Origin of the sequence: Citrobacter sp. wls827 (assembly GCF_005280875.1) — a bacterium.
Classification (GTDB): Bacteria; Pseudomonadota; Gammaproteobacteria; order Enterobacterales; family Enterobacteriaceae; genus Citrobacter; species Citrobacter youngae.
In genome coordinates this window covers 25144-44737 of record NZ_SZWR01000010.1, presented here as the reverse complement: position 1 = coordinate 44737, position 19594 = coordinate 25144, and the positions used below count along the sequence as shown (strand labels likewise).

Annotated in this window: 17 protein-coding genes; 5 read left to right on the top strand and 12 right to left on the bottom strand. The window is 54.2% G+C overall.

Annotated features, from left to right (window positions below; genetic code table 11):
- On the top strand, positions 1 to 700 hold a 700-nt coding region (locus FDX03_RS22975), incomplete at its 5' end, for an FAD-dependent oxidoreductase (protein ID WP_249356981.1).
- A gap of 92 nt (positions 701 to 792) precedes the next feature.
- On the opposite strand, the gene glyA is transcribed toward FDX03_RS22975, so the two are convergent.
- Positions 793 to 2046 (bottom strand): serine hydroxymethyltransferase, encoded by a 1254-nt coding sequence (glyA, locus tag FDX03_RS03595; protein WP_003037627.1) that lies wholly within the window; start codon positions 2044 to 2046, stop codon positions 793 to 795.
- A 325-nt stretch (positions 2047 to 2371) separates the two neighbouring features.
- Between glyA and hmpA the strand changes: the two genes are divergently transcribed.
- On the top strand, positions 2372 to 3562 hold the full coding sequence (hmpA, locus tag FDX03_RS03590) for an NO-inducible flavohemoprotein (protein WP_003037624.1): 1191 nt from the start codon (positions 2372 to 2374) through the stop codon (positions 3560 to 3562).
- Between the two features lie 96 nt (positions 3563 to 3658).
- Here the strand turns inward: hmpA and glnB are convergent, their stop codons facing one another.
- From glnB to purL, 5 genes are all read right to left on the bottom strand, one after another.
- Positions 3659 to 3997, bottom strand: coding sequence for a nitrogen regulatory protein P-II (gene glnB / locus FDX03_RS03585; RefSeq protein ID WP_002914032.1), 339 nt, complete (start codon positions 3995 to 3997; stop codon positions 3659 to 3661).
- 60 nt (positions 3998 to 4057) lie between these two features.
- Complete coding sequence (gene glrR, locus FDX03_RS03580; protein WP_305764056.1) at positions 4058 to 5392, bottom strand: two-component system response regulator GlrR; 1335 nt, start codon at positions 5390 to 5392, stop codon at positions 4058 to 4060.
- A complete protein-coding gene (qseG, locus tag FDX03_RS03575) occupies positions 5392 to 6111 on the bottom strand; it encodes a two-component system QseEF-associated lipoprotein QseG (protein WP_061068356.1) in 720 nt (239 codons plus the stop codon). Before qseG ends, glrR begins: the two co-directional genes overlap by 1 nt.
- Before the next feature lie 22 nt (positions 6112 to 6133).
- Entirely contained in the window at positions 6134 to 7564 is a 1431-nt protein-coding gene (gene qseE / locus FDX03_RS03570; RefSeq protein ID WP_115602391.1) for a two component system sensor histidine kinase QseE/GlrK, read from the bottom strand.
- 590 nt (positions 7565 to 8154) lie between these two features.
- Positions 8155 to 12042 (bottom strand): phosphoribosylformylglycinamidine synthase, encoded by a 3888-nt coding sequence (gene purL, locus FDX03_RS03565; protein WP_137345485.1) that lies wholly within the window; start codon positions 12040 to 12042, stop codon positions 8155 to 8157.
- Positions 12043 to 12299: 257 nt separating this feature from the next.
- On the opposite strand from purL, the gene mltF reads away from it, so the two are divergent.
- Positions 12300 to 13850 carry a membrane-bound lytic murein transglycosylase MltF gene (gene mltF / locus FDX03_RS03560; protein ID WP_137345484.1) on the top strand — a complete coding sequence of 517 codons (1551 nt, stop codon included), beginning with the start codon at positions 12300 to 12302 and terminating at the stop codon, positions 13848 to 13850.
- 12 nt (positions 13851 to 13862) lie between these two features.
- Here the strand turns inward: mltF and tadA are convergent, their stop codons facing one another.
- The 4 genes from tadA to murQ are packed head-to-tail and all read right to left on the bottom strand — an operon-like array spanning position 13863 to position 17323.
- Positions 13863 to 14399, bottom strand: a complete 537-nt coding sequence (gene tadA, locus FDX03_RS03555) for a tRNA adenosine(34) deaminase TadA (protein ID WP_101742030.1) — start codon at positions 14397 to 14399, stop codon at positions 13863 to 13865.
- Positions 14400 to 14416: 17 nt separating this feature from the next.
- A complete protein-coding gene (gene yfhb / locus FDX03_RS03550; protein ID WP_137345483.1) occupies positions 14417 to 15052 on the bottom strand; it encodes a phosphatidylglycerophosphatase C in 636 nt (211 codons plus the stop codon).
- 3 nt (positions 15053 to 15055) lie between these two features.
- Positions 15056 to 16420 (bottom strand): PTS transporter subunit EIIC, encoded by a 1365-nt coding sequence (locus FDX03_RS03545; protein ID WP_048210893.1) that lies wholly within the window; start codon positions 16418 to 16420, stop codon positions 15056 to 15058.
- A gap of 9 nt (positions 16421 to 16429) precedes the next feature.
- Positions 16430 to 17323, bottom strand: coding sequence for an N-acetylmuramic acid 6-phosphate etherase (gene murQ / locus FDX03_RS03540; protein ID WP_137345482.1), 894 nt, complete (start codon positions 17321 to 17323; stop codon positions 16430 to 16432).
- Between the two features lie 117 nt (positions 17324 to 17440).
- On the opposite strand from murQ, the gene FDX03_RS03535 reads away from it, so the two are divergent.
- Together FDX03_RS03535 and FDX03_RS03530 are read left to right on the top strand one after the other, a co-directional pair.
- Positions 17441 to 18289 carry a MurR/RpiR family transcriptional regulator gene (locus FDX03_RS03535; protein WP_048210891.1) on the top strand — a complete coding sequence of 283 codons (849 nt, stop codon included), beginning with the start codon at positions 17441 to 17443 and terminating at the stop codon, positions 18287 to 18289.
- A 55-nt stretch (positions 18290 to 18344) separates the two neighbouring features.
- Positions 18345 to 18605: a YfhL family 4Fe-4S dicluster ferredoxin gene (locus FDX03_RS03530; protein ID WP_003037590.1), complete on the top strand. Its 261-nt coding sequence runs from the start codon at positions 18345 to 18347 to the stop codon at positions 18603 to 18605.
- A gap of 29 nt (positions 18606 to 18634) precedes the next feature.
- On the opposite strand, the gene acpS is transcribed toward FDX03_RS03530, so the two are convergent.
- Both acpS and pdxJ read right to left on the bottom strand, forming a co-directional pair.
- Positions 18635 to 19015 carry a holo-ACP synthase gene (gene acpS / locus FDX03_RS03525; RefSeq protein WP_003037588.1) on the bottom strand — a complete coding sequence of 127 codons (381 nt, stop codon included), beginning with the start codon at positions 19013 to 19015 and terminating at the stop codon, positions 18635 to 18637.
- A partial coding sequence (gene pdxJ / locus FDX03_RS03520; protein WP_249356980.1) for a pyridoxine 5'-phosphate synthase occupies positions 19015 to 19594 on the bottom strand: 580 nt, incomplete at its 5' end. The genes acpS and pdxJ, both read right to left, overlap by 1 nt.

Below are 19594 nucleotides of genomic sequence, written 5' to 3'. Positions count from 1 at the left end.
CCGGGTAACCGTAGTGGAGCAGGCGCCAACGGTGATGGGCCGCAATGCGCCTGCTCCGGTGCGCGACTACCTGCTTGCCCGCCACCAGCAGGCGGGCGTACGGGTGTTACTCAACAGCGCCATTGAACACGCCGAAGCGGGAGAGTTTCTCTCACTGACGCTGCAAAACGGCGAAACTCTCACCGCTGATACGGTGATCTATGGCATCGGTATCGTGGCGAATGATGCGCTGGCCCGCGACGCCGGTCTGGAGACGGCAAACGGTATTATTGTTGATACCACCTGCACCACCGCCGCCCCGGACATTTTCGCCGCCGGTGACGTTGCGCTGACGCATCAGCCCGACGGTTCGTTGGCGCGTGTAGAAAGCTGGGAAAATGCCAATATCCAGGCACAAATTGCCGCTGCCGCAATGCTTAATTCGCCGTTGCCGGAGAAGACACCAGGCTGGTTCTGGACTGACCAATACCAGGATAATTTGCAGTTTATTGGCGAAATGCAGGGAGATAGCTGGCTTGTACGCGGCGATGCTGATGCGCAGAAAGCGATATGGTTTAACCTGCAGGATGGCGTGATTGTCGGCGCAGTAACGTTGAATCAGGGCCGAGAAATACGTTTACTGAGAAAATGGATTCAGGCAAAGAAAAAGCCACCCATGGCGGCTTTAGTCGATGAAACAATCTTGCTTAAGTCGATATAACTGCCGGATGGCACTTCGTTTATCCGGCCTACATGTGAGTTACCTGTAGGCCGGATAAGGTGTTTACACCGTCATCCGGCAATCAGTATGGCTTACGCGTAAACCGGGAAGCGTGCGCAGATATCCAGAACTTTACCTTTGACGCGCTCGATTACGGCTTCGTCATTGATGTTGTCCAGCACATCACACATCCAGCCAGCCAGCTCTTTCGCTTCCGCTTCTTTGAAGCCACGGCGAGTGATTGCCGGAGAACCGATACGGATACCGGAAGTCACAAACGGGCTCTTCGGATCGTTCGGCACGCTGTTTTTGTTGACGGTGATGTTAGCACGGCCCAGCGCAGCGTCAGCTTCTTTACCGGTCAGGTTTTTATCAACCAGATCCAGCAGGAACAGGTGGTTTTCAGTTCCGCCAGAAACCACTTTGTAGCCACGGTTCAGGAACACTTCCACCATCGCTTTGGCGTTTTTAGCAACCTGCTGCTGGTAAACCTTGAACTCAGGCTCCATCGCTTCTTTCAGCGCCACAGCTTTCGCCGCGATCACGTGCATCAGCGGGCCGCCCTGCGCGCTTGGGAACACCGCAGAGTTCAGTTTTTTGTACAGCTCTTCGTCACCGCCTTTCGCCAGGATCAGGCCGCCGCGCGGACCCGCCAGAGTTTTGTGGGTGGTGGTGGTGACAACGTGTGCGTGTGGAACCGGGTTCGGATAAACGCCTGCGGCAATCAGACCCGCAACGTGCGCCATATCGACGAACAGGTATGCGCCGATGCTGTCGGCGATTTCACGCATTTTTGCCCAGTCAACAACGCCGGAGTAAGCAGAGAAGCCACCGATGATCATCTTCGGTTTGTGCTCTTTGGCCTGCTTCGCCATGTCTTCGTAGTCAATTTTGCCGGACTCATCAATACCGTAAGGGATGATGTTGTACAGTTTGCCGGAGAAGTTAACCGGGGAGCCGTGAGTCAGGTGGCCGCCTTGTGCCAGGTTCATACCCAGAACGGTATCGCCCGGTTGCAGCAGAGCGGTGTAAACAGCGAAGTTAGCCTGAGAACCAGAGTGCGGCTGTACGTTAGCGTAGTCAGCGCCAAACAGCTCTTTGGCACGATCGATAGCCAGTTGCTCAACGATATCAACGTACTCGCAACCGCCGTAGTAGCGCTTGCCCGGATAACCTTCAGCATATTTGTTGGTCAGCTGAGAACCCTGCGCCTGCATAACACGCGGGCTGGTGTAGTTTTCGGAGGCGATCAGTTCGATGTGCTCTTCCTGACGTACTTTTTCCTGCTCCATAGCCTGCCACAGTTCGGCATCATAATCGGCAATGTTCATTTCACGCTTTAACATCCGCATCTCCTGACTCAGCTAACAATAGAATTTCGGCCTAAAAAGGCAGTCCCTAGGACTTCGGCCAACAGTATAACCGAATCATTCTTCGATAACAGGTCTTGACAAAGGATTTTACGCAAACGATTACCTTCACGGCACGCAAGGCTTTGGAGAACAAAGGTCTGCTGAATTTCAACGGATTTCTTTTCAGGTTTGTGATGCAGATTTTTCACGATGTAACCTTTACAACGCAAAGTTACAAAGAACCATTTACAATGCAGGGGTATTTTTTATAAGATGTATTTGACATACATCATTAAAGTCTCAGATAAAGGAAGACCGTATGCTTGACGCACAAACCATCGCTACAGTGAAAGCCACCATTCCCCTGCTGGTTGAAACAGGTCCGAAGCTGACTGCCCATTTCTACGATCGCATGTTTACGCATAACCCAGAGCTGAAAGAAATTTTCAACATGAGTAACCAGCGTAATGGCGATCAGCGCGAGGCGCTGTTTAACGCGATTGCCGCGTATGCCAGCAATATCGAAAATCTGGCGGCGCTGTTGCCGGCGGTTGAGAAAATCGCGCAGAAGCATACCAGTTTCCAGATTAAACCAGAGCAGTACAACATCGTGGGTGGTCATTTGCTGGCAACGCTGGACGAAATGTTCAGCCCAGGCCAGGAAGTCCTGGATGCGTGGGGTAAAGCGTATGGCGTACTGGCGAACGTTTTCATCAACCGTGAAGCACAAATCTATAGCGAAAATGCCAATAAAAATGGCGGCTGGGAAGGTACCCGTCCTTTCCGCATCGTGGCAAAAACGCCGCGAAGTGCACTGATTACCAGCTTTGAGTTTGAGCCTGTCGACGGTGGCGCAGTAGCTGAATATCATCCGGGGCAATACCTGGGCGTCTGGCTGAAGCCGGAAGGTTTCCCGCATCAGGAAATTCGTCAGTACTCACTGACCCGTAAACCTGATGGCAAAGGCTATCGGATTGCCGTTAAGCGTGAAGACGGTGGTCAGGTTTCCACCTGGCTGCACAACCATGCAAATGTTGGCGACGTTGTTCACTTAGCCGCACCTGCGGGCGATTTCTTTATGGACGTCGCGACCGATACCCCTGTGTCTCTGATTTCCGCAGGCGTAGGTCAGACCCCAATGCTGGCGATGCTGGACACGTTGGCGAAAGCGAAGCATACGGCGCAGGTTAACTGGTTCCATGCGGCTGAAAACGGTGATGTCCATGCCTTCGCTGATGAAGTAAATGAACTCGGCAAAACGCTGCCACGCTTTAGTGCACACACCTGGTATCGTGAGCCAACCGAAGCCGATCGCGCGAAAGGCGCGTTTGATAGTGTAGGTCTGATGGATTTGAACAAACTGGAAAGCGCAATCAGCGATCCGGCGATGCAGTTTTATCTGTGCGGTCCGGTTGGCTTTATGCAGTTTGCCGCAAAGCAGCTGGTCGGCCTGGGCGTGAAAAACGAGAACATTCATTACGAATGCTTCGGTCCGCATAAAGTTCTGTAATTACGTTATGCCTGATGGCGCTGCGCTTATCAGGCCTACGAGATATTGTAGGCCGGATAAGGTGTTTACACCGCCATCCGGCAAGCAAGGCGCGGCTTAGATTGCCGCGTCGTCTTCTTCACCGGTACGAATACGAATAACGCGCGCGACATCAAAGACAAAAATCTTACCGTCGCCGATTTTGCCGGTCTGGGCAGTACGAATAATGGTGTCGACGCAGGTATCGACGATGTCGTCGGTAACCACAATTTCAATTTTTACCTTCGGCAGAAAATCCACCATATATTCCGCGCCACGGTACAGCTCGGTATGGCCTTTCTGACGGCCAAAGCCTTTCACTTCCGTTACCGTCATCCCGGTGATACCGACTTCCGCCAGCGCTTCGCGGACGTCGTCCAGCTTGAAGGGTTTAATAATCGCATCAATCTTTTTCATGCTATTCCTTGAAAAGGTCGCCTGTCTTTTGATCGAATAAAGCTAACATAATCCGCAGATTTATTCTTTGAAATCGTTTGCATCCAGCTCGTGTCGAGAAAGCAACTTATAGAATTCGGTGCGGTTTCGCCCCGCCATTCTTGCTGCGTGAGTCACATTGCCCTTGGTGATTTGCAGCAGCTTACGCAGATAGTTGAGCTCAAACTGGTTACGCGCCTCAACAAATGTCGGCAGCGCGGTGTTTTCCCCTTCCAGCGCCTGCTCCACCAGCGCGTCGCTGATCACTGGCGAAGAGGTCAACGCCACGCACTGCTCAATTACGTTGACCAACTGACGCACGTTGCCCGGCCAGCTGGCGGTCATTAACCGCTTCATGGCATCGGTTGAAAAGGCGCGTACGAACGGTTTGTGCCGTTCAGCAGACTGGCGCAGCAGATGGTTCGCCAGCAGCGGAATATCTTCCGTACGCTCCGCCAGCGCCGGGATCTTCAGACTCACCACGTTGAGGCGATAGTACAAATCCTCGCGAAATTCGCCCCGAGCCATCGCTTTGGGTAAATCGCGGTGGGTCGCAGAAACGATCCGCACATCAATGTCGATATCGCGGTTACTGCCCAACGGTCTGACTTTTCGTTCCTGCAATACGCGCAGCAGTTTCACCTGTAACGGTGCTGGCATATCGCCAATCTCATCGAGAAACAGCGTCCCGCCTTCCGCAGCCTGAAACAGCCCTTCACGATTACTCACCGCGCCGGTAAAAGCGCCGCGCGCATGGCCAAACAGTTCAGACTCCAGCAGTTGTTCCGGCAACGCGCCACAGTTAATGGCAATAAAGGGCTTGTGGCTGCGCGGGCTGGCGTTGTGAATCGCCTGGGCAAACACCTCTTTCCCGGTGCCGCTCTGACCATTGATCAATACGCTGACATCCGATTGCGCGACCATCCGCGCCTGTTCTAACAAACGCAACATTAACGGGCTACGGGTAACAATTGATTCACGCCAGCTGTCATCGGTAGCAGGCGCGGACTGTTCCAGCGCACCGTCAATCGCTTTGTAGAGCGCATCTTTATCGACCGGCTTGGTGAGAAAGCTGAAAACACCCTGCTGCGTTGCCGCGACAGCATCAGGAATGGAGCCGTGCGCTGTCAGGATGATAACCGGCATCCCCGGCTGCACTTTCTGGATTTCAGTGAACAGCTGCATGCCGTCCATTTCGTCCATGCGCAGGTCGCTAATGACCAGATCCACTTTTTCACGATTCAGTACCCGTAATCCTTCCTGCCCACTTTCTGCGGTTACGACGCTGTAACCTTCGCTGGTCAGTCGCATACCGAGCAATTTCAACAGCCCCGGATCGTCATCGACGAGCAGCAGATGCGCGGGCTTGCGGCTTATCATGGCATGGCCTCCCCATCATCGGGCGTCGTGAGTTTATCAGTACCGTGCAACGCATCGGGATTATAGCTGCCGGCAGGTTTACGGGTGGACAGTTGTCGTTCAATATCGGTCAGATTTTCCAGCTTACGGGTGGTGAGATCGAGCTGACTCTGCAAATGCTGTTGCTGCTGACGCAGCGTATCGAGATCGCTATCTGACGACTGCTGGAGCTTACTGTAACGCATGCGTTCTTCGGCAAGCTGTAACTGCAACATTTGGTTACGGAACCAGGCCTGATAAAGCGGTCGAACCTGAGTCGGAATTTGTGGACTTAACGCGTCGAGACGCGTAACGACCTCCCGCCGTTCAGGCGGGGTAATACGGGCGTTATCGAGCAGGATCCCACGCTTAAAAGCGCCCTGCCAGGTATCCGTAAGTTGGCTACTGGCTTCACTGCGCGCCTGCACTGGCATCATGCGATCGGCGCAATCCATCGCCCGCAGCCAATACAACGGGTTGGTATCCGTGGACTGACCCGTTAGCGACCAGATATCCGTACATTCGGTGGCAAGGTAATCAGCGAGTTGATGCGGCGGGATTTTCTCCTGCGAAGGATCGCCGATAATGTGATTCACCGCATTTGGAACGCAGCCGACCAGCGCCAGGCATGGCAGACTTGCGAGTAAGACGCGGCGAATAAAATCTCGTTTAAGCATTCGGGCAACAACGTGTGGCATACTCACCAGACTTAGGTTCATTTTAGTGGTTTTTCGATGCAGATAGCGGCAGTTCTATGCGGAAACAAACGCTTTGCGCATGCTCATCAACCAGATACAGTTTTCCCCGCATACGGCGGATACAGTCTCTGGCTATGCTCAGCCCCAACCCGCTTCCTTTGACTGCCCCTTTTCGCTGATGGCTGCCCTGGAAAAAAGGCTCGAAGATCATCGCCTGTTCTGCTTCTGGAATCGGTGTGCCGGTATTTATGACATCAATATATACCGTTGAGCCATGCAAACTGCTGCGGATCCAAATGTTACCGGATTCAGCGCCATAGTGCACCGCATTGGAATAAAGATTGTCCAGCACGCTCATTAACAGCATGGGTTCGGCCAGACAAGCGTTCGCCGCCAGCGCAACATCAGTATGGATCATTTTGGCGCGAGCAGGCAGGCTATGTGCTGAAACCACGCTTTCCACCAGCGGCGCGATTTCTACAGTTTCAAGCTCAACCTCGTCATCCGCCAGCTTGCGGTTGTAATCAAGCAATTGCTCAATCAACTTTTGCAGATTACGGCTGCTGTCATCCAGAATCCCGACTACCTCTTTTTGCTCCGGCGTTAACGGGCCAACTACCTGATCGGCTAACAATTCGGTACCTTCGCGCATGCTCGCAAGCGGTGTTTTCAGCTCATGGGAAAGATGGCGTAAAAACTGATGCCGTTGCGACTCAAGCCAGGAGAGACGTTCACTCAACCAGATAATGCGCTGCCCCACGGACCGCAGCTCCCGGGGCCCGGTAAATAATACGCTATCACCCAGCGAGCGCCCTTCCCCCAGACGGTTAATCATCCGCTCGATGCCCTTTACCGGACCGATGATCATTCGGGTAAACAGCAGCACCATCGCCAGACTAACGAGAAACAGCACCAGCGCCTGCCAGCCAAAGAACTGACCTCGTTCGGCAATTTCTTGTTGTAACTGCTGACCACGCGAAAAGACCACGGTACGTGTGGCCTGCACCATGTCGGTATTCGCATTAGCGAAGGCTTCCAGGCGGGCTGCCGCCTGGCTGTCAGGACCACTGTTATTACACTGCAATTGGGCGAGATCGTTGAGATCCTGCCGCAACGCCTGGTAGAGCTTGTTGTCCGGCAACACGCCCGCATGCGCATCCAGCATGTCGCTATAACGTTTACGCTGGCTCTGGTAAACCTTTGCCAGCGTCGGATCATCCAGCACACAATACTGTCGGTAGCTACGCTCCATCTCCAGCGCGGCGTTGGTCATTGCCTCACTGCGTCGGGCATCAATGAGCGTGGTTCTGTTAGTCAGCGCCGCCTGCGCGCTCAGGGCGTTCAGGCTCTGCCACGCTTGCCAGGCCAGTACGAGCAAAGGGAGCAGGATCAGCAAAAATGCCAGTGTCACCAGCTGACGTAAGGATCGGGGGAAAACAGACCAGCGCTTCAAGGCGTTACTCTCAATGGACGGGAATAAGACGATGCTAACTGAGGGGAACGTCAGATACAACAAAGCCGGGATTAACCCGGCTTTGTTATGGAATAAGGCGGTGCCTAACTCGACGTTTCGCCCGAAGGTTGATATGAGCTTCGCTAATATCAGATGTTGGACGGCAGGCACCTTGTTGTGCGTCATTCGAAGTTTATGTAGCACGTCCCGAAGGGGCTGACATAAGAAGGTGAATGAGCCACTGGTTAATATTATGCAGCATCTGTGCCAACATTCAAAACACTTTATTAACACAATGATAAATATAAGAAATATGAATAATTGTGTAAAAATAAGAGTTGAGTGTTTTTTGTTCATTCTGTCGCTAATCAGCAACACTCGCTGCACTTAAAAACAAAATCATTATAAATCAAATCATTAAGTGTCTCTTTTTGGCGACAAGCCAACCCTGCCAATGTCGGGATTTCCCGACACTTTAATTTTGTGGCATAAGCGCTGAGTTTATTGCCGGATGGCGGCGTAAACGCCTTATCCGGCCTGTGATATAAAAAAAGCCCCTCACGAAGAGGGGCTTGATGATTGCAGGCCAATTAACCGAGCTGTTTACGCGCATTACGGAAGATACGCATCCACGGGCTATCCTCGCCCCAGTTTTCCGGGTGCCAGGAGTTGCTCACGGTACGGAACACGCGTTCCGGGTGCGGCATCATAATGGTGACGCGACCATTTTCGGTGGTAACAGCAGTGATACCGTTTGGCGAACCGTTCGGGTTAGCCGGATAGGTTTCGGTCACCTTACCGAAGTTATCAACGTAGCGCAGTGCCACCAGCCCTTTGCTCTCCAGTCCTGCCAGATGTACATCGTCACGCACTTCTACGCGACCTTCGCCGTGAGAAACTGCGATTGGCATCTGTGACCCAACCATACCGGCAAGCAGCAGAGACGGGCTTTGTGTCACTTCGACCAGGCTGAAACGCGCTTCAAAGCGATCGGAGTGGTTACGCACAAAGCGTGGCCACAGATCGCTTCCTGGGATCAGCTCGCGCAGGTTAGACATCATCTGACAACCGTTACACACGCCGAGTGCCAGCGTTTGTGGGCGGTGGAAGAAGGTTTCGAACTCATCACGCACGCGGTTGTTGAACAAAATTGACTTCGCCCAACCTTCCCCTGCGCCGAGTACATCGCCGTAAGAGAAGCCGCCGCAGGCTACCAGCGCCTGGAAGTTACCCAGGCCGATGCGTCCGCCCAGCAGGTCGCTCATGTGTACATCGATAGCGTCAAAGCCCGCACGGTGGAAAGCTGCGGCCATCTCAACGTGGGAGTTCACACCCTGCTCGCGCAGCACGGCCACTTTCGGACGCGCACCGGTGGCGATATACGGCGCGGCAACATCTTCATTGATATCAAACGACAGTTTAACGTTGAGGCCAGGATCGGCATCGTTGGTTTTAGCGTTATGTTCCTGATCGGCGCACTCTGGATTGTCGCGCAGACGCTGCATCTGCCAGGTGGTTTCTGCCCACCACATACGCAGGGTAGTACGGCTTTCGCTGAACACCGACTGCCCATCGGCTTCGACCACGAAGCGGTCGCCCTGCACGGCTTTACCCAGATAGTGCACGCAATCGGCCAGGCCATGTTGAGCCAGCAACGCCTCAACCGCTTCACGGTCAGCGGCGCGAACCTGAATGACAGCCCCCAACTCTTCATTAAACAGCGCCGCCAGATGATCATCGCCCAGAGTGCCGATGTCTGCTTCAACGCCGCAGTGACCGGTGAAGGCCATTTCTGCCAGCGTAACCAGCAGGCCGCCGTCGGAGCGGTCGTGGTAGGCCAGCAGCTTACGCTGTGCCACCAGCGCCTGAATGGCGTCGTAGAAGCCTTTCAGCTGCTCTACGTTACGCACATCGGCAGGTTTATCGCCCAGTTGACGGTAAACCTGCGCCAGCGCCGTCGCACCCAGCGCATTGTGGCCAAGGCCAAGATCAATCAGCAGCAGCGCATTGTCTTCAGTAGACAGTTGCGGGGTAATCGTGTGGCGCACATCTTCCACGCGGGCAAAGGCGGTGATCACCAGCGACAGCGGCGAGGTCATTTCACGCTGTTCGTTGCCTTCCTGCCAGCGGGTTTTCATCGACATAGAGTCTTTGCCCACCGGAATGGTCAGGCCAAGCGCCGGACATAATTCTTCTCCAACGGCTTTTACCGCTTCGTACAGTCCGGCGTCTTCGCCAGGGTGACCCGCAGCCGCCATCCAGTTGGCCGACAGTTTAATGCGTTTGATATCGCCGATCTGCGTTGCCGCAATGTTGGTCAGTGCCTCACCGACCGCCAGACGCGCAGAGGCTGAGAAGTCGAGCAATGCGACTGGCGCGCGCTCGCCGAGAGACATCGCTTCGCCGTAGTAGCTATCAAGGCTTGCAGTAGTGACCGCGCAGTTGGCGACTGGGATCTGCCATGGCCCCACCATCTGATCGCGCGCCACCATACCGGTAACGGTACGGTCGCCGATAGTCACGAGGAACGTTTTTTCAGCAACAGTCGGCAGATGCAGCACACGGTTAACCGCATCTGCAATCGAGATTTCGCCACGATTCAGGGCATCGCCTTTGGCTTTCAGCGTCTGCACATCGCGGGTCATTTTCGGCGTTTTGCCCAACAACACATCGAGCGGCATGTCGATCGGCTGATTGTCGAAGTGGCTATCGCTCAGAGTCAGATGCTGTTCTTCGGTGGCTTCACCGATCACCGCATACGGCGCGCGCTCACGCTTACACAGTTCGTCAAACAGCGGCAATTGATCGGCGGCAACCGCCAGCACATAGCGCTCCTGGGATTCGTTACACCAGATTTCCAGCGGGCTCATACCCGGCTCGTCGCTGAGGATGTCACGCAGCTGGAACTTACCGCCGCGGCCGCCATCGCTGACCAGCTCCGGCATGGCGTTAGACAGGCCGCCCGCACCAACGTCATGGATAAACAGAATCGGGTTGGCATCGCCCATCTGCCAGCAACGGTCGATAACTTCCTGGCAGCGACGTTCCATTTCCGGGTTGTCGCGCTGTACAGAAGCGAAATCAAGATCGGCATCAGACTGACCGGAAGCCATGGATGATGCAGCCCCACCGCCAAGACCGATGTTCATCGCCGGACCGCCGAGGACGATAAGCTTGGCGCCAACGACGATCTCGCCCTTCTGCACGTGATCGGCACGGATATTGCCGATCCCGCCTGCCAGCATGATCGGTTTATGGTAACCGCGCAGCTCTTCGCCGTTATGGCTGTTGACCTTTTCTTCATAGGTGCGGAAGTAGCCCGTCAGCGCAGGGCGACCAAATTCGTTGTTAAACGCAGCACCACCCAGCGGGCCTTCGGTCATGATATCCAGTGCGGTGACAATACGATCCGGCTTACCAAAATCTTCTTCCCAAGGCTGTTCAAAGCCAGGAATACGCAGGTTGGAGACGGAGAAGCCTACCAGCCCGGCTTTCGGTTTTGCACCGCGCCCGGTTGCGCCTTCATCGCGAATTTCACCGCCAGAGCCGGTTGCCGCGCCTGGCCACGGAGAGATAGCCGTCGGGTGGTTATGGGTTTCTACCTTCATCAGGATGTGGGCTGGCTCCTGATGGAAATCGTAGCGGCCGGTTTTGTGATCGGCAAAATAGCGGCCCACTTCAGAACCTTCCATTACCGCGGCGTTGTCTTTATAGGCAGACAGCACGTGGTCCGGCGTGGTTTCGAAGGTATTCTTGATCATCTTGAACAGCGACTTAGGCTGTTGTTTACCATCGATAACCCAGTCGGCGTTAAAAATCTTGTGGCGGCAGTGCTCGGAGTTAGCCTGCGCGAACATGTACAGTTCAATGTCGTTCGGGTTGCGTCCCAGTTTGGTGAACGCATCCTGCAGATAGTCGATTTCGTCTTCCGCCAGCGCCAGGCCCAGACGCAGGTTAGCGTCGATCAGCGCCTGGCGTCCCTCACCAAGCAGATCAACGCTGGAAACCGGCGCAGGCTGGTGATGAACAAACAGTTTTTCAGCATCGCTCAGCGCAGAGAAAACCGTTTCCATCATGCGGTCGTGCAAAATATCGGCAACCGCCAGCCACTGCTCAGCGGTCAACGTGGAGGCCTCAACATACCAGGCAATGCCACGTTCCAGGCGGCTAATCTGTTGCAGGCCGCAGTTATGGGCAATATCAGTCGCTTTAGAAGACCACGGGGAAATGGTACCCGGGCGAGGCGTGACCAGCAGCAGTTTGCCTTCAGGGGCGTGGCTGTGAAGAGCAGGACCATATTTCAGCAGACGTGCAAGTTGCGCGCGCTCATCCTCATTCAATGGTGCATTCAGATCGGCAAAATGGACGTACTCGGCGTAAATATTGTGGACCTGGAGGTTGGCAGCCTGAAAACGTGCCAGCAGTTTGTTAATACGGAATGCAGACAGTGCAGGTGAACCACGCAGAATTTCCATCATAAGTCTCTCGTCTTCTAAGCTTTCGGTGTGCCCAAGTGGGGGAAACGGGCGTCATTATAAAGAATCTGGCGCGCCGACGAAACCGTTTGCGTCGAAATAAAATCACGGCCTCTTCTTATCATCAAATGCGGTCTGGTTTCTGAATAAGTTGCCAACTGGCGCAAGTTTAAGCAAAATGCCGCTCATTAATGACGACTTCACTTCTTAATCAATACCACAGCACGCAGAGACAACGTACGGTTCAGAGAATTAACTAATTGAAAAAATTAAAGATTAATTATCTGTTCATCGGTATTTTGACGCTGTTGTTGGCAGCGGCCCTCTGGCCATCTATCCCCTGGTTCGGTAAAGCCGACAATCGTATCGCCGCCATTCAGTCGCGGGGAGAGCTGCGCGTCAGTACCATCGACTCACCGCTCACTTACGCCGCGCTTAATGGGAAAAAGTTTGGCCTGGATTACGAACTGACCAAAGCCTTCGCCAACTACCTGGGTGTGAAGCTGAAAATCACCGTACGCCAGAACATCAGCCAGCTTTTTGACGACCTGGATAACGGTAATGCCGATCTGTTAGCCGCTGGTCTGGTGTATAACAGCGAGCGCGTTAAAAATTATCAGCCGGGTCCGACCTACTATTCCGTATCGCAACAACTGGTGTATCGGGTTGGGCAATACCGCCCGCGTACGCTTGCCACCGTGAACGAAAACCAACTGACTATCGCCCCGGGGCATGTGGTGGTTAACGACCTCCAGCAGCTAAAAGAAAAAAAATACCCGGACCTGAGCTGGAAAGTTGATGAGAAAAAGGGCACCACTGAACTGCTTGATGATGTCATCGCCGGTAAGCTGGATTACACCATTGCCGATTCCGTTGCCATCAGCTTATATCAGCGCGTTCATCCTGAGCTGGCCGTGGCGCTGGACGTCTCTGACGAACAGCCGGTGACCTGGTTCAGTCGTCTGGACGATGACAATACGCTGTCTGCTGCCCTGCTGGATTTCTTCAATACCATGAATGAAGACGGCTCGCTTGCGCGACTGGAAGAAAAGTACCTTGGGCATGGCGATGATTTTGACTATGTTGATACCCGCACCTTTTTGCGCGCCGTAGACAGCGTGTTGCCGGACCTCAAGCCGCTTTTTGAGAAGTATGCGCAGGAGATAGACTGGCGACTGCTCGCCGCAATATCCTATCAGGAGTCACACTGGGACGCGCAGGCGACTTCCCCGACCGGTGTACGCGGGCTGATGATGCTGACCAAAAATACCGCCCAGAGTCTCGGGCTAACTGACCGTACCGATGCCGAGCAGAGCATCAGCGGCGGCGCGCGGTATTTGCAGGACATGATGAGCAAAGTGCCGGATACCGTCCCCGAAGGGGAACGCATCTGGTTTGCGCTTGCCGCCTACAACATGGGTTATGCGCACATGCTGGATGCCCGGGCGCTGACGGTGAAAACCAAAGGTAATCCGAACAGTTGGTCCGACGTAAAACAGCGTCTGCCGCTGCTCAGCCAAAAGCCGTATTACAACAAGTTGACCTATGGCTATGCGCGCGGTCACGAAGCCTACGCCTATGTGGAAAACATCCGTAAATACCAGATTAGCCTGGTGGGGTATCTGCAGGAGAAAGAAAAACAGGCGCAGGAAACGCAGCAACTGGCACAGGATTACCCGGCTGTGTCACCGGCTGAGCTGTTAGGTAAAGATAAATTTCCGCTTTCAGCGTTTCTGACTCAGACGTCGTCAAACTATCTGTCGCCCTCCCCTTCTCTGCTGTTTTCAGCACAGAAGAAAGAGGACAAGTAGTCTGATTGGTATTTACTGATTGGCAGATTTTTTCAACGCTTTGATTTCCTGCCGACGCATGCGAAAGAAATCACTGAGCAGCGTGGCGCATTCATCGCGTAACACCCCTTCGGTCACGTCAACCCGATGATTCATTCCAGGGTGATGCAGCACATCCATTAATGACCCGGCAGCGCCCGTTTTCGCATCGCGTGCGCCAAAAACCACCCGACCGATACGGCTATGGACCATCGCGCCTGCGCACATCACGCACGGCTCCAGTGTGACATACAACGTTGCATCCAGCAGACGGTAGTTTTGTAGCACCAGACCGCCCTGGCGCAACGCCATGATTTCAGCGTGGGCGGTAGGATCATGATGGCCAATCGGTCGGTTCCAGCCTTCGCCAATAACGCGGTTGTTATGTACCAATACCGCACCCACCGGGACTTCACGCTCATCCCAGGCGCGCTTAGCCAGCGTTAAAGCATGACGCATCCAGTATTCGTGGCTAAATTCAACTTCAGACAAAGGGGTAACTCCAGTAATCAAAGCGGGCGCATTATACACAGACGCTATCGTTTACTCTATTCGAGTTGTTGCAGTTCTCCGCGCGGCGTGACGCGCCAGCGATGCTGGCAAAAAGAGAGCAGTAGATTGTCCTGCTTACTGTCGCTGTAGCCGCTGTAAAGAGACAGCGGTGCGCCAATCTTCCGTTCCAGTTGCGCGACTTTTTCATGCCCCAGACAGCGTAGCGGCAATACCCAGCCACCGTATCCCCGCGCCATTTGACTGGCGATCAGATTGACACGCGGTAGCCACGGCGTGTCGAAGTAAACCTGCTCCACCAGCGACTGCGGAGAACCGGTGATAAGCCAGATATCAGCATCGGAGCTTAACAGGTACGTCGTCAGACGCTGCTGCACGACAGGAAATGCCGTCACATGCCCGCGAAACCAGCGCACAAAATCGGCCTGATGCGCTTTCAGACGCGCTTCGCTGCGACCAAAGGTACAGCCCCACAACAGCAGGCTCATGGGCCAGCGGGCGGCGCGCCCTTTAATTAACATTGCCAGCGCAATAATTGGCAACAGGGGCAGCACCAGCAACGCATTTAGCGGTTGGCGACGCAGCAGAAAACGTAAGAAACTGCCGAACATATCCTGCTGGTGTAACGTGCCATCCAAATCAAAAAAAACAACGCGACGCTGGTGACTGGTCAAACCTTATTCCTCTGGATCGTTGAACCCCAATAGCCAGGTAAACAGGAACCCGGCAATAACCGCTACCAGATAGCCTAACAGATAGAACATCACTTTTCCGGCAACAATCGTCAGTGCCAGCGGCAATCCCGAGATGCCAAAGGTGATGACCGTCGCCACCTTCCAGTAGCTGATCAGCGCCCCACCGACTGCACCACCGAGACAGGCACCGATAAACGGCTTGCCTAATGGCAACGTCACCCCAAAAATCAGCGGTTCACCAATGCCCAGCAATCCAACCGGCAGCGCGCTTTTAATCACTTTTTTCAGCCGTGCGTTACGGGTTTTCATCAGTACCGCAATAGCCGCACCGATTTGCCCCACTCCTGCCATCGCCAGAATAGGAAAGAGCGCGTTATAACCATGCGCCTGTACCAGTTCAACGTGGATCGGCACCAACCCCTGATGAAGTCCGGTGAGCACCAACGGCAGGAAAGTCCCAGCCAGCACGGCTCCCACCAGGAAACCGCCGCGATCGATAGCCCAGGATGCGCCGTGAGCAATCGATTCAGAAATCCAGCCGCCAAGCGGTTGCAGCGCCACAATGGCGATTGTCCCGGTAATAAGGGTGGTCAGCAGTGGATTGAGGATCAGTTCGAGAGACTCCGGCAGCACTTCGCGGAATTTGCGTTCGATCCAGCACATCAACGCCACCACCAGCAGCACTGCGATCACTCCACCGCGTCCCGGCTGCAATGCCTCGCCAAACAAGGTAATTTGCGCCAGTTGCGGGCTGGAGAGAATACCGGCCATCACCCCGCCCATCGCCAGCGAACCGCCAAATACTTTGGCGGTATTCACTCCGACCAGAATATTCATGATGGCAAACACGGCGCTGCCAAATATTCCCATCAGCCCAAGCATATTTGGATAGTGGGTCGCAAAATCCCCAACGATATCCGGTCGCTTAAGGATGTTAATGATGCCGGTAATCAAACCGGAGGCGATAAACGCCGGAATAAGCGGGATAAAAACGTTAGCCAGCTTGCGTAGCGCGTCACTCATCGGCGCTTTGTACTTCGCTTTGGCCTCTGATTTTGTTCGCTCAATATCCCCCACATTGGAACGTTCGCCGCCATCGGCAATCAGGGAACGCATGGCATCGACCACTTTCGCGGCTTTGCCGGGGCCGACAATGATCTGGTGCTGCGCCCCTTGCTTCACGTAGCCGCTAACGCCCGGCAGTTGCTTGAGTCGGGAAATATCGAGCTGAGCGTCATCCTGTACTTCCACTCTGACGCGGGTCATACAGTTTTCCAGGCGCAGAATATTTTTCTCTCCGCCCACGCCCAGCAGGATATCGCTGGCCAGCACCGCCGTCTTATCCATATACACCTCTTAGTGTTCTAACGCCGCGCGTAAAAAACCCTGGTGAGCGGCAAGCTTTTCGCGGGCTGCAGCGGCATCGAGCCCCGTGAGAGCCATCAGAATGGCGGGCTTAACATCAAAATCGGTCTGTTTCAGCAGAGCTTGCGCCTGGTCATACGCAATACCGGTAGCTTCCACGACCATGCGACAAGCCCGGTCTACCAGCTTAACGTTGGTCGCTTTCATATCCACCATCAGGTTCTGATACACCTTGCCAAACTTCACCATTGCGCCGGTAGAAATCATATTGAGTACCAGTTTTTGCGCAGTACCGGACTTCAGTCGCGTTGACCCTGTCAGAGCCTCCGGGCCAACAACCGGTGATATGGCGATGCCCGCTTCACGCGCGATGGGGGAATCCGGATTACAGGAAATCGCCACCGTGGTGCAGCCAACGGAACGGGCATATTGCAAGCCGCCAATCACATACGGTGTACGCCCGGATGCAGCCAGACCCACCACCACATCCTGAGCCGTAAGGTTGAGCGAACGAAGATCATCTTCACCCAGCTGCGGGTTATCTTCTGCACCTTCAACGGCCTTCAGCAATGCGCCCGGCCCACCAGCAATCAGGCCAACAACCCGTCCATGCGGTACACCAAAAGTCGGTGGGCACTCAGACGCATCCAGTACGCCAAGACGCCCACTGGTCCCCGCCCCCATGTAGATAATCCGTCCACCCGCTTTTAACGCGTCAGCCGCTGCATCGACCGCAAGCGCAACTTCAGTCAGCGTTGCTTTTACAGCAACGGCTACCAGCGTATCCTGTTGATTAAAACGATGAACCAACTCAAGTGTGGATAACGCATCAAGATCCATGGTCTGAGGATTGCGGCTTTCTGACACTAACGCACCGAGATTCATTTTTTGTTCCTTAGGAATTTTTAATTCATAGTAATCCGTTATAATGGAATATAATATTCACCCAGGCGAGTGAAATTTTGTTTTGTAATCGCCATCACGTTTTCGCCAGGAGACAGCATGAACTGTTTGATTCGCATTCGTCAGCGTTACCCGGACCTCGCGCAAAGCGATAAAAAGCTTGCGGATTACCTCCTCGCACAGCCGGATACTGCGCGTCATCTCAGTTCACAGCAACTCGCCTTTGAAGCGGGCGTCAGCCAGTCCAGCGTGGTGAAGTTCGCGCAAAAGATGGGTTTCAAAGGATTTCCTGCACTCAAACTGGCGATCAGTGAAGCACTGGCCAGTAATCCCAATCCCCACTCTATCCCAGTGCATAATCAGATTCGCGGCGACGACCCTATGCGTCTGGTGGGTGAAAAACTGATTCAGGAGAACGTGGCGGCCATGCACGCCACACTGGATATCAACAGCGAAGAAAAGCTGATGGAAAGCGTCGCATTGTTACGCTCCGCCCGACGCATTGTCCTGACCGGAATTGGTGCATCGGGGTTGGTAGCACAGAATTTTGCCTGGAAACTGTTGAAAATAGGTTTTAACGCGGTAGTGGAACGCGATATGCACGCCCTGCTGGCAACGGTACAGGCGCTTTCGCCGGGCGATCTCCTGTTGGCGATTTCGTATACCGGAGAGCGCCGCGAGCTCAACCTGGCTGCGGATGAAACGTTGCGCACCGGCGCGAAAATCCTCGCCATCACTGGGTTTACACCGAACGCCCTGCAACAGCGAGCAAGCCATTGCCTGTATACGATTGCCGAAGAACAAGCAACACGCAGCGCGGCAATTTCATCGACGCACGCGCAGATGATGCTCACGGATTTACTGTTTATGGCGCTGGTTCAGCAAGATTTAGAACATGCTCCGGAACGCATTCGCCACAGCGAAGCACTGGTAAAAAAACTGGTCTGAGCAAAGAATGCGCGTATAATGCCCGCCCGATTTGTGATGTTTTGAGAGTTTCCTGATGGCCCTGTTAATCACTAAAAAGTGTATCAATTGCGATATGTGCGAACCCGAATGCCCGAATGAGGCAATTTCGATGGGTGACAGCATTTACGAGATTAACAGCGACAAATGTACGGAATGCGTTGGCCATTACGACACGCCAACCTGCCAGAAGGTGTGCCCGATCCCCAATACTATTTTGAAAGATCCGGCACATGTCGAAACGGAAGAGCAGTTGTGGGATAAGTTTGTGCTGATGCACCACGCCGATAAACTTTAACCGCGTCGCCATCCGGCAACGTACAGAATCTAACTCTCGATAATCACCGTGGCGCAGGCGTAGTGACGCTCATCGGCCAGCGTCACATGCATATGCGCGACACCCAGTTTTTCCGCCAGTTTTAACGCCTCCCCCCATAACCGCAGACGCGGCTTACCGAGTTCATCGTTGAAGACTTCAAACTGATTAAACGCCAGCCCATTGCGAATACCCGTCCCAAAGGCTTTTGCTGCCGCCTCTTTGACCGCAAAGCGCTTTGCCAGAAAACGCACCGGCTGCTGATGCGTCTCCCAGATTGCCCATTCGTTGTCACTGAGCACGCGTCTTGCCAGACGGTCACCGGAACGGGAGATCACCGCTTCAATGCGGGCAATCTCCACGATATCCGTGCCTAATCCCAGAATAGCCATTAGCCACGCGCTTCCAGCATCAGGCGTTTCATTTCCACCACGGCGTCTTTCAGACCGCTCATCACCGCGCGTCCGATAATGGCATGGCCAATATTCAGCTCGTGCATTTCCGGGATCCGCGCAATGGCTTTAACGTTGTGATACGTCAGGCCATGACCGGCATTCACCTTCAGGCCGAGGCTGGCAGCAAAAGTCGCCGCTTTAGCAATACGCGCCAGTTCACTGGCCTGTTCCGCATCGGTTTTCGCATCAGCGTAACAGCCGGTGTGAATTTCAATAAATGGCGCGCCAACTTCCGCAGCAGCCTTAATCTGTTCTTCATCGGCATCGATAAACAACGAGACCAGAATTCCGGCATCAGCCAGTCGCTTGCAGGCATCGCGCATCTTGTCACGCTGGCCGGCGACGTCCAGACCACCTTCAGTAGTCACTTCCTGACGTTTTTCCGGCACCAGGCAGCAAAAATGCGGCTTCGTCTCGACGGCGATTGCCAACATTTCGTCGGTGACCGCCATTTCCAGATTCATGCGCGTATCCAGCGTCTGGCGCAGAATACGTACGTCGCGGTCGGTGATATGG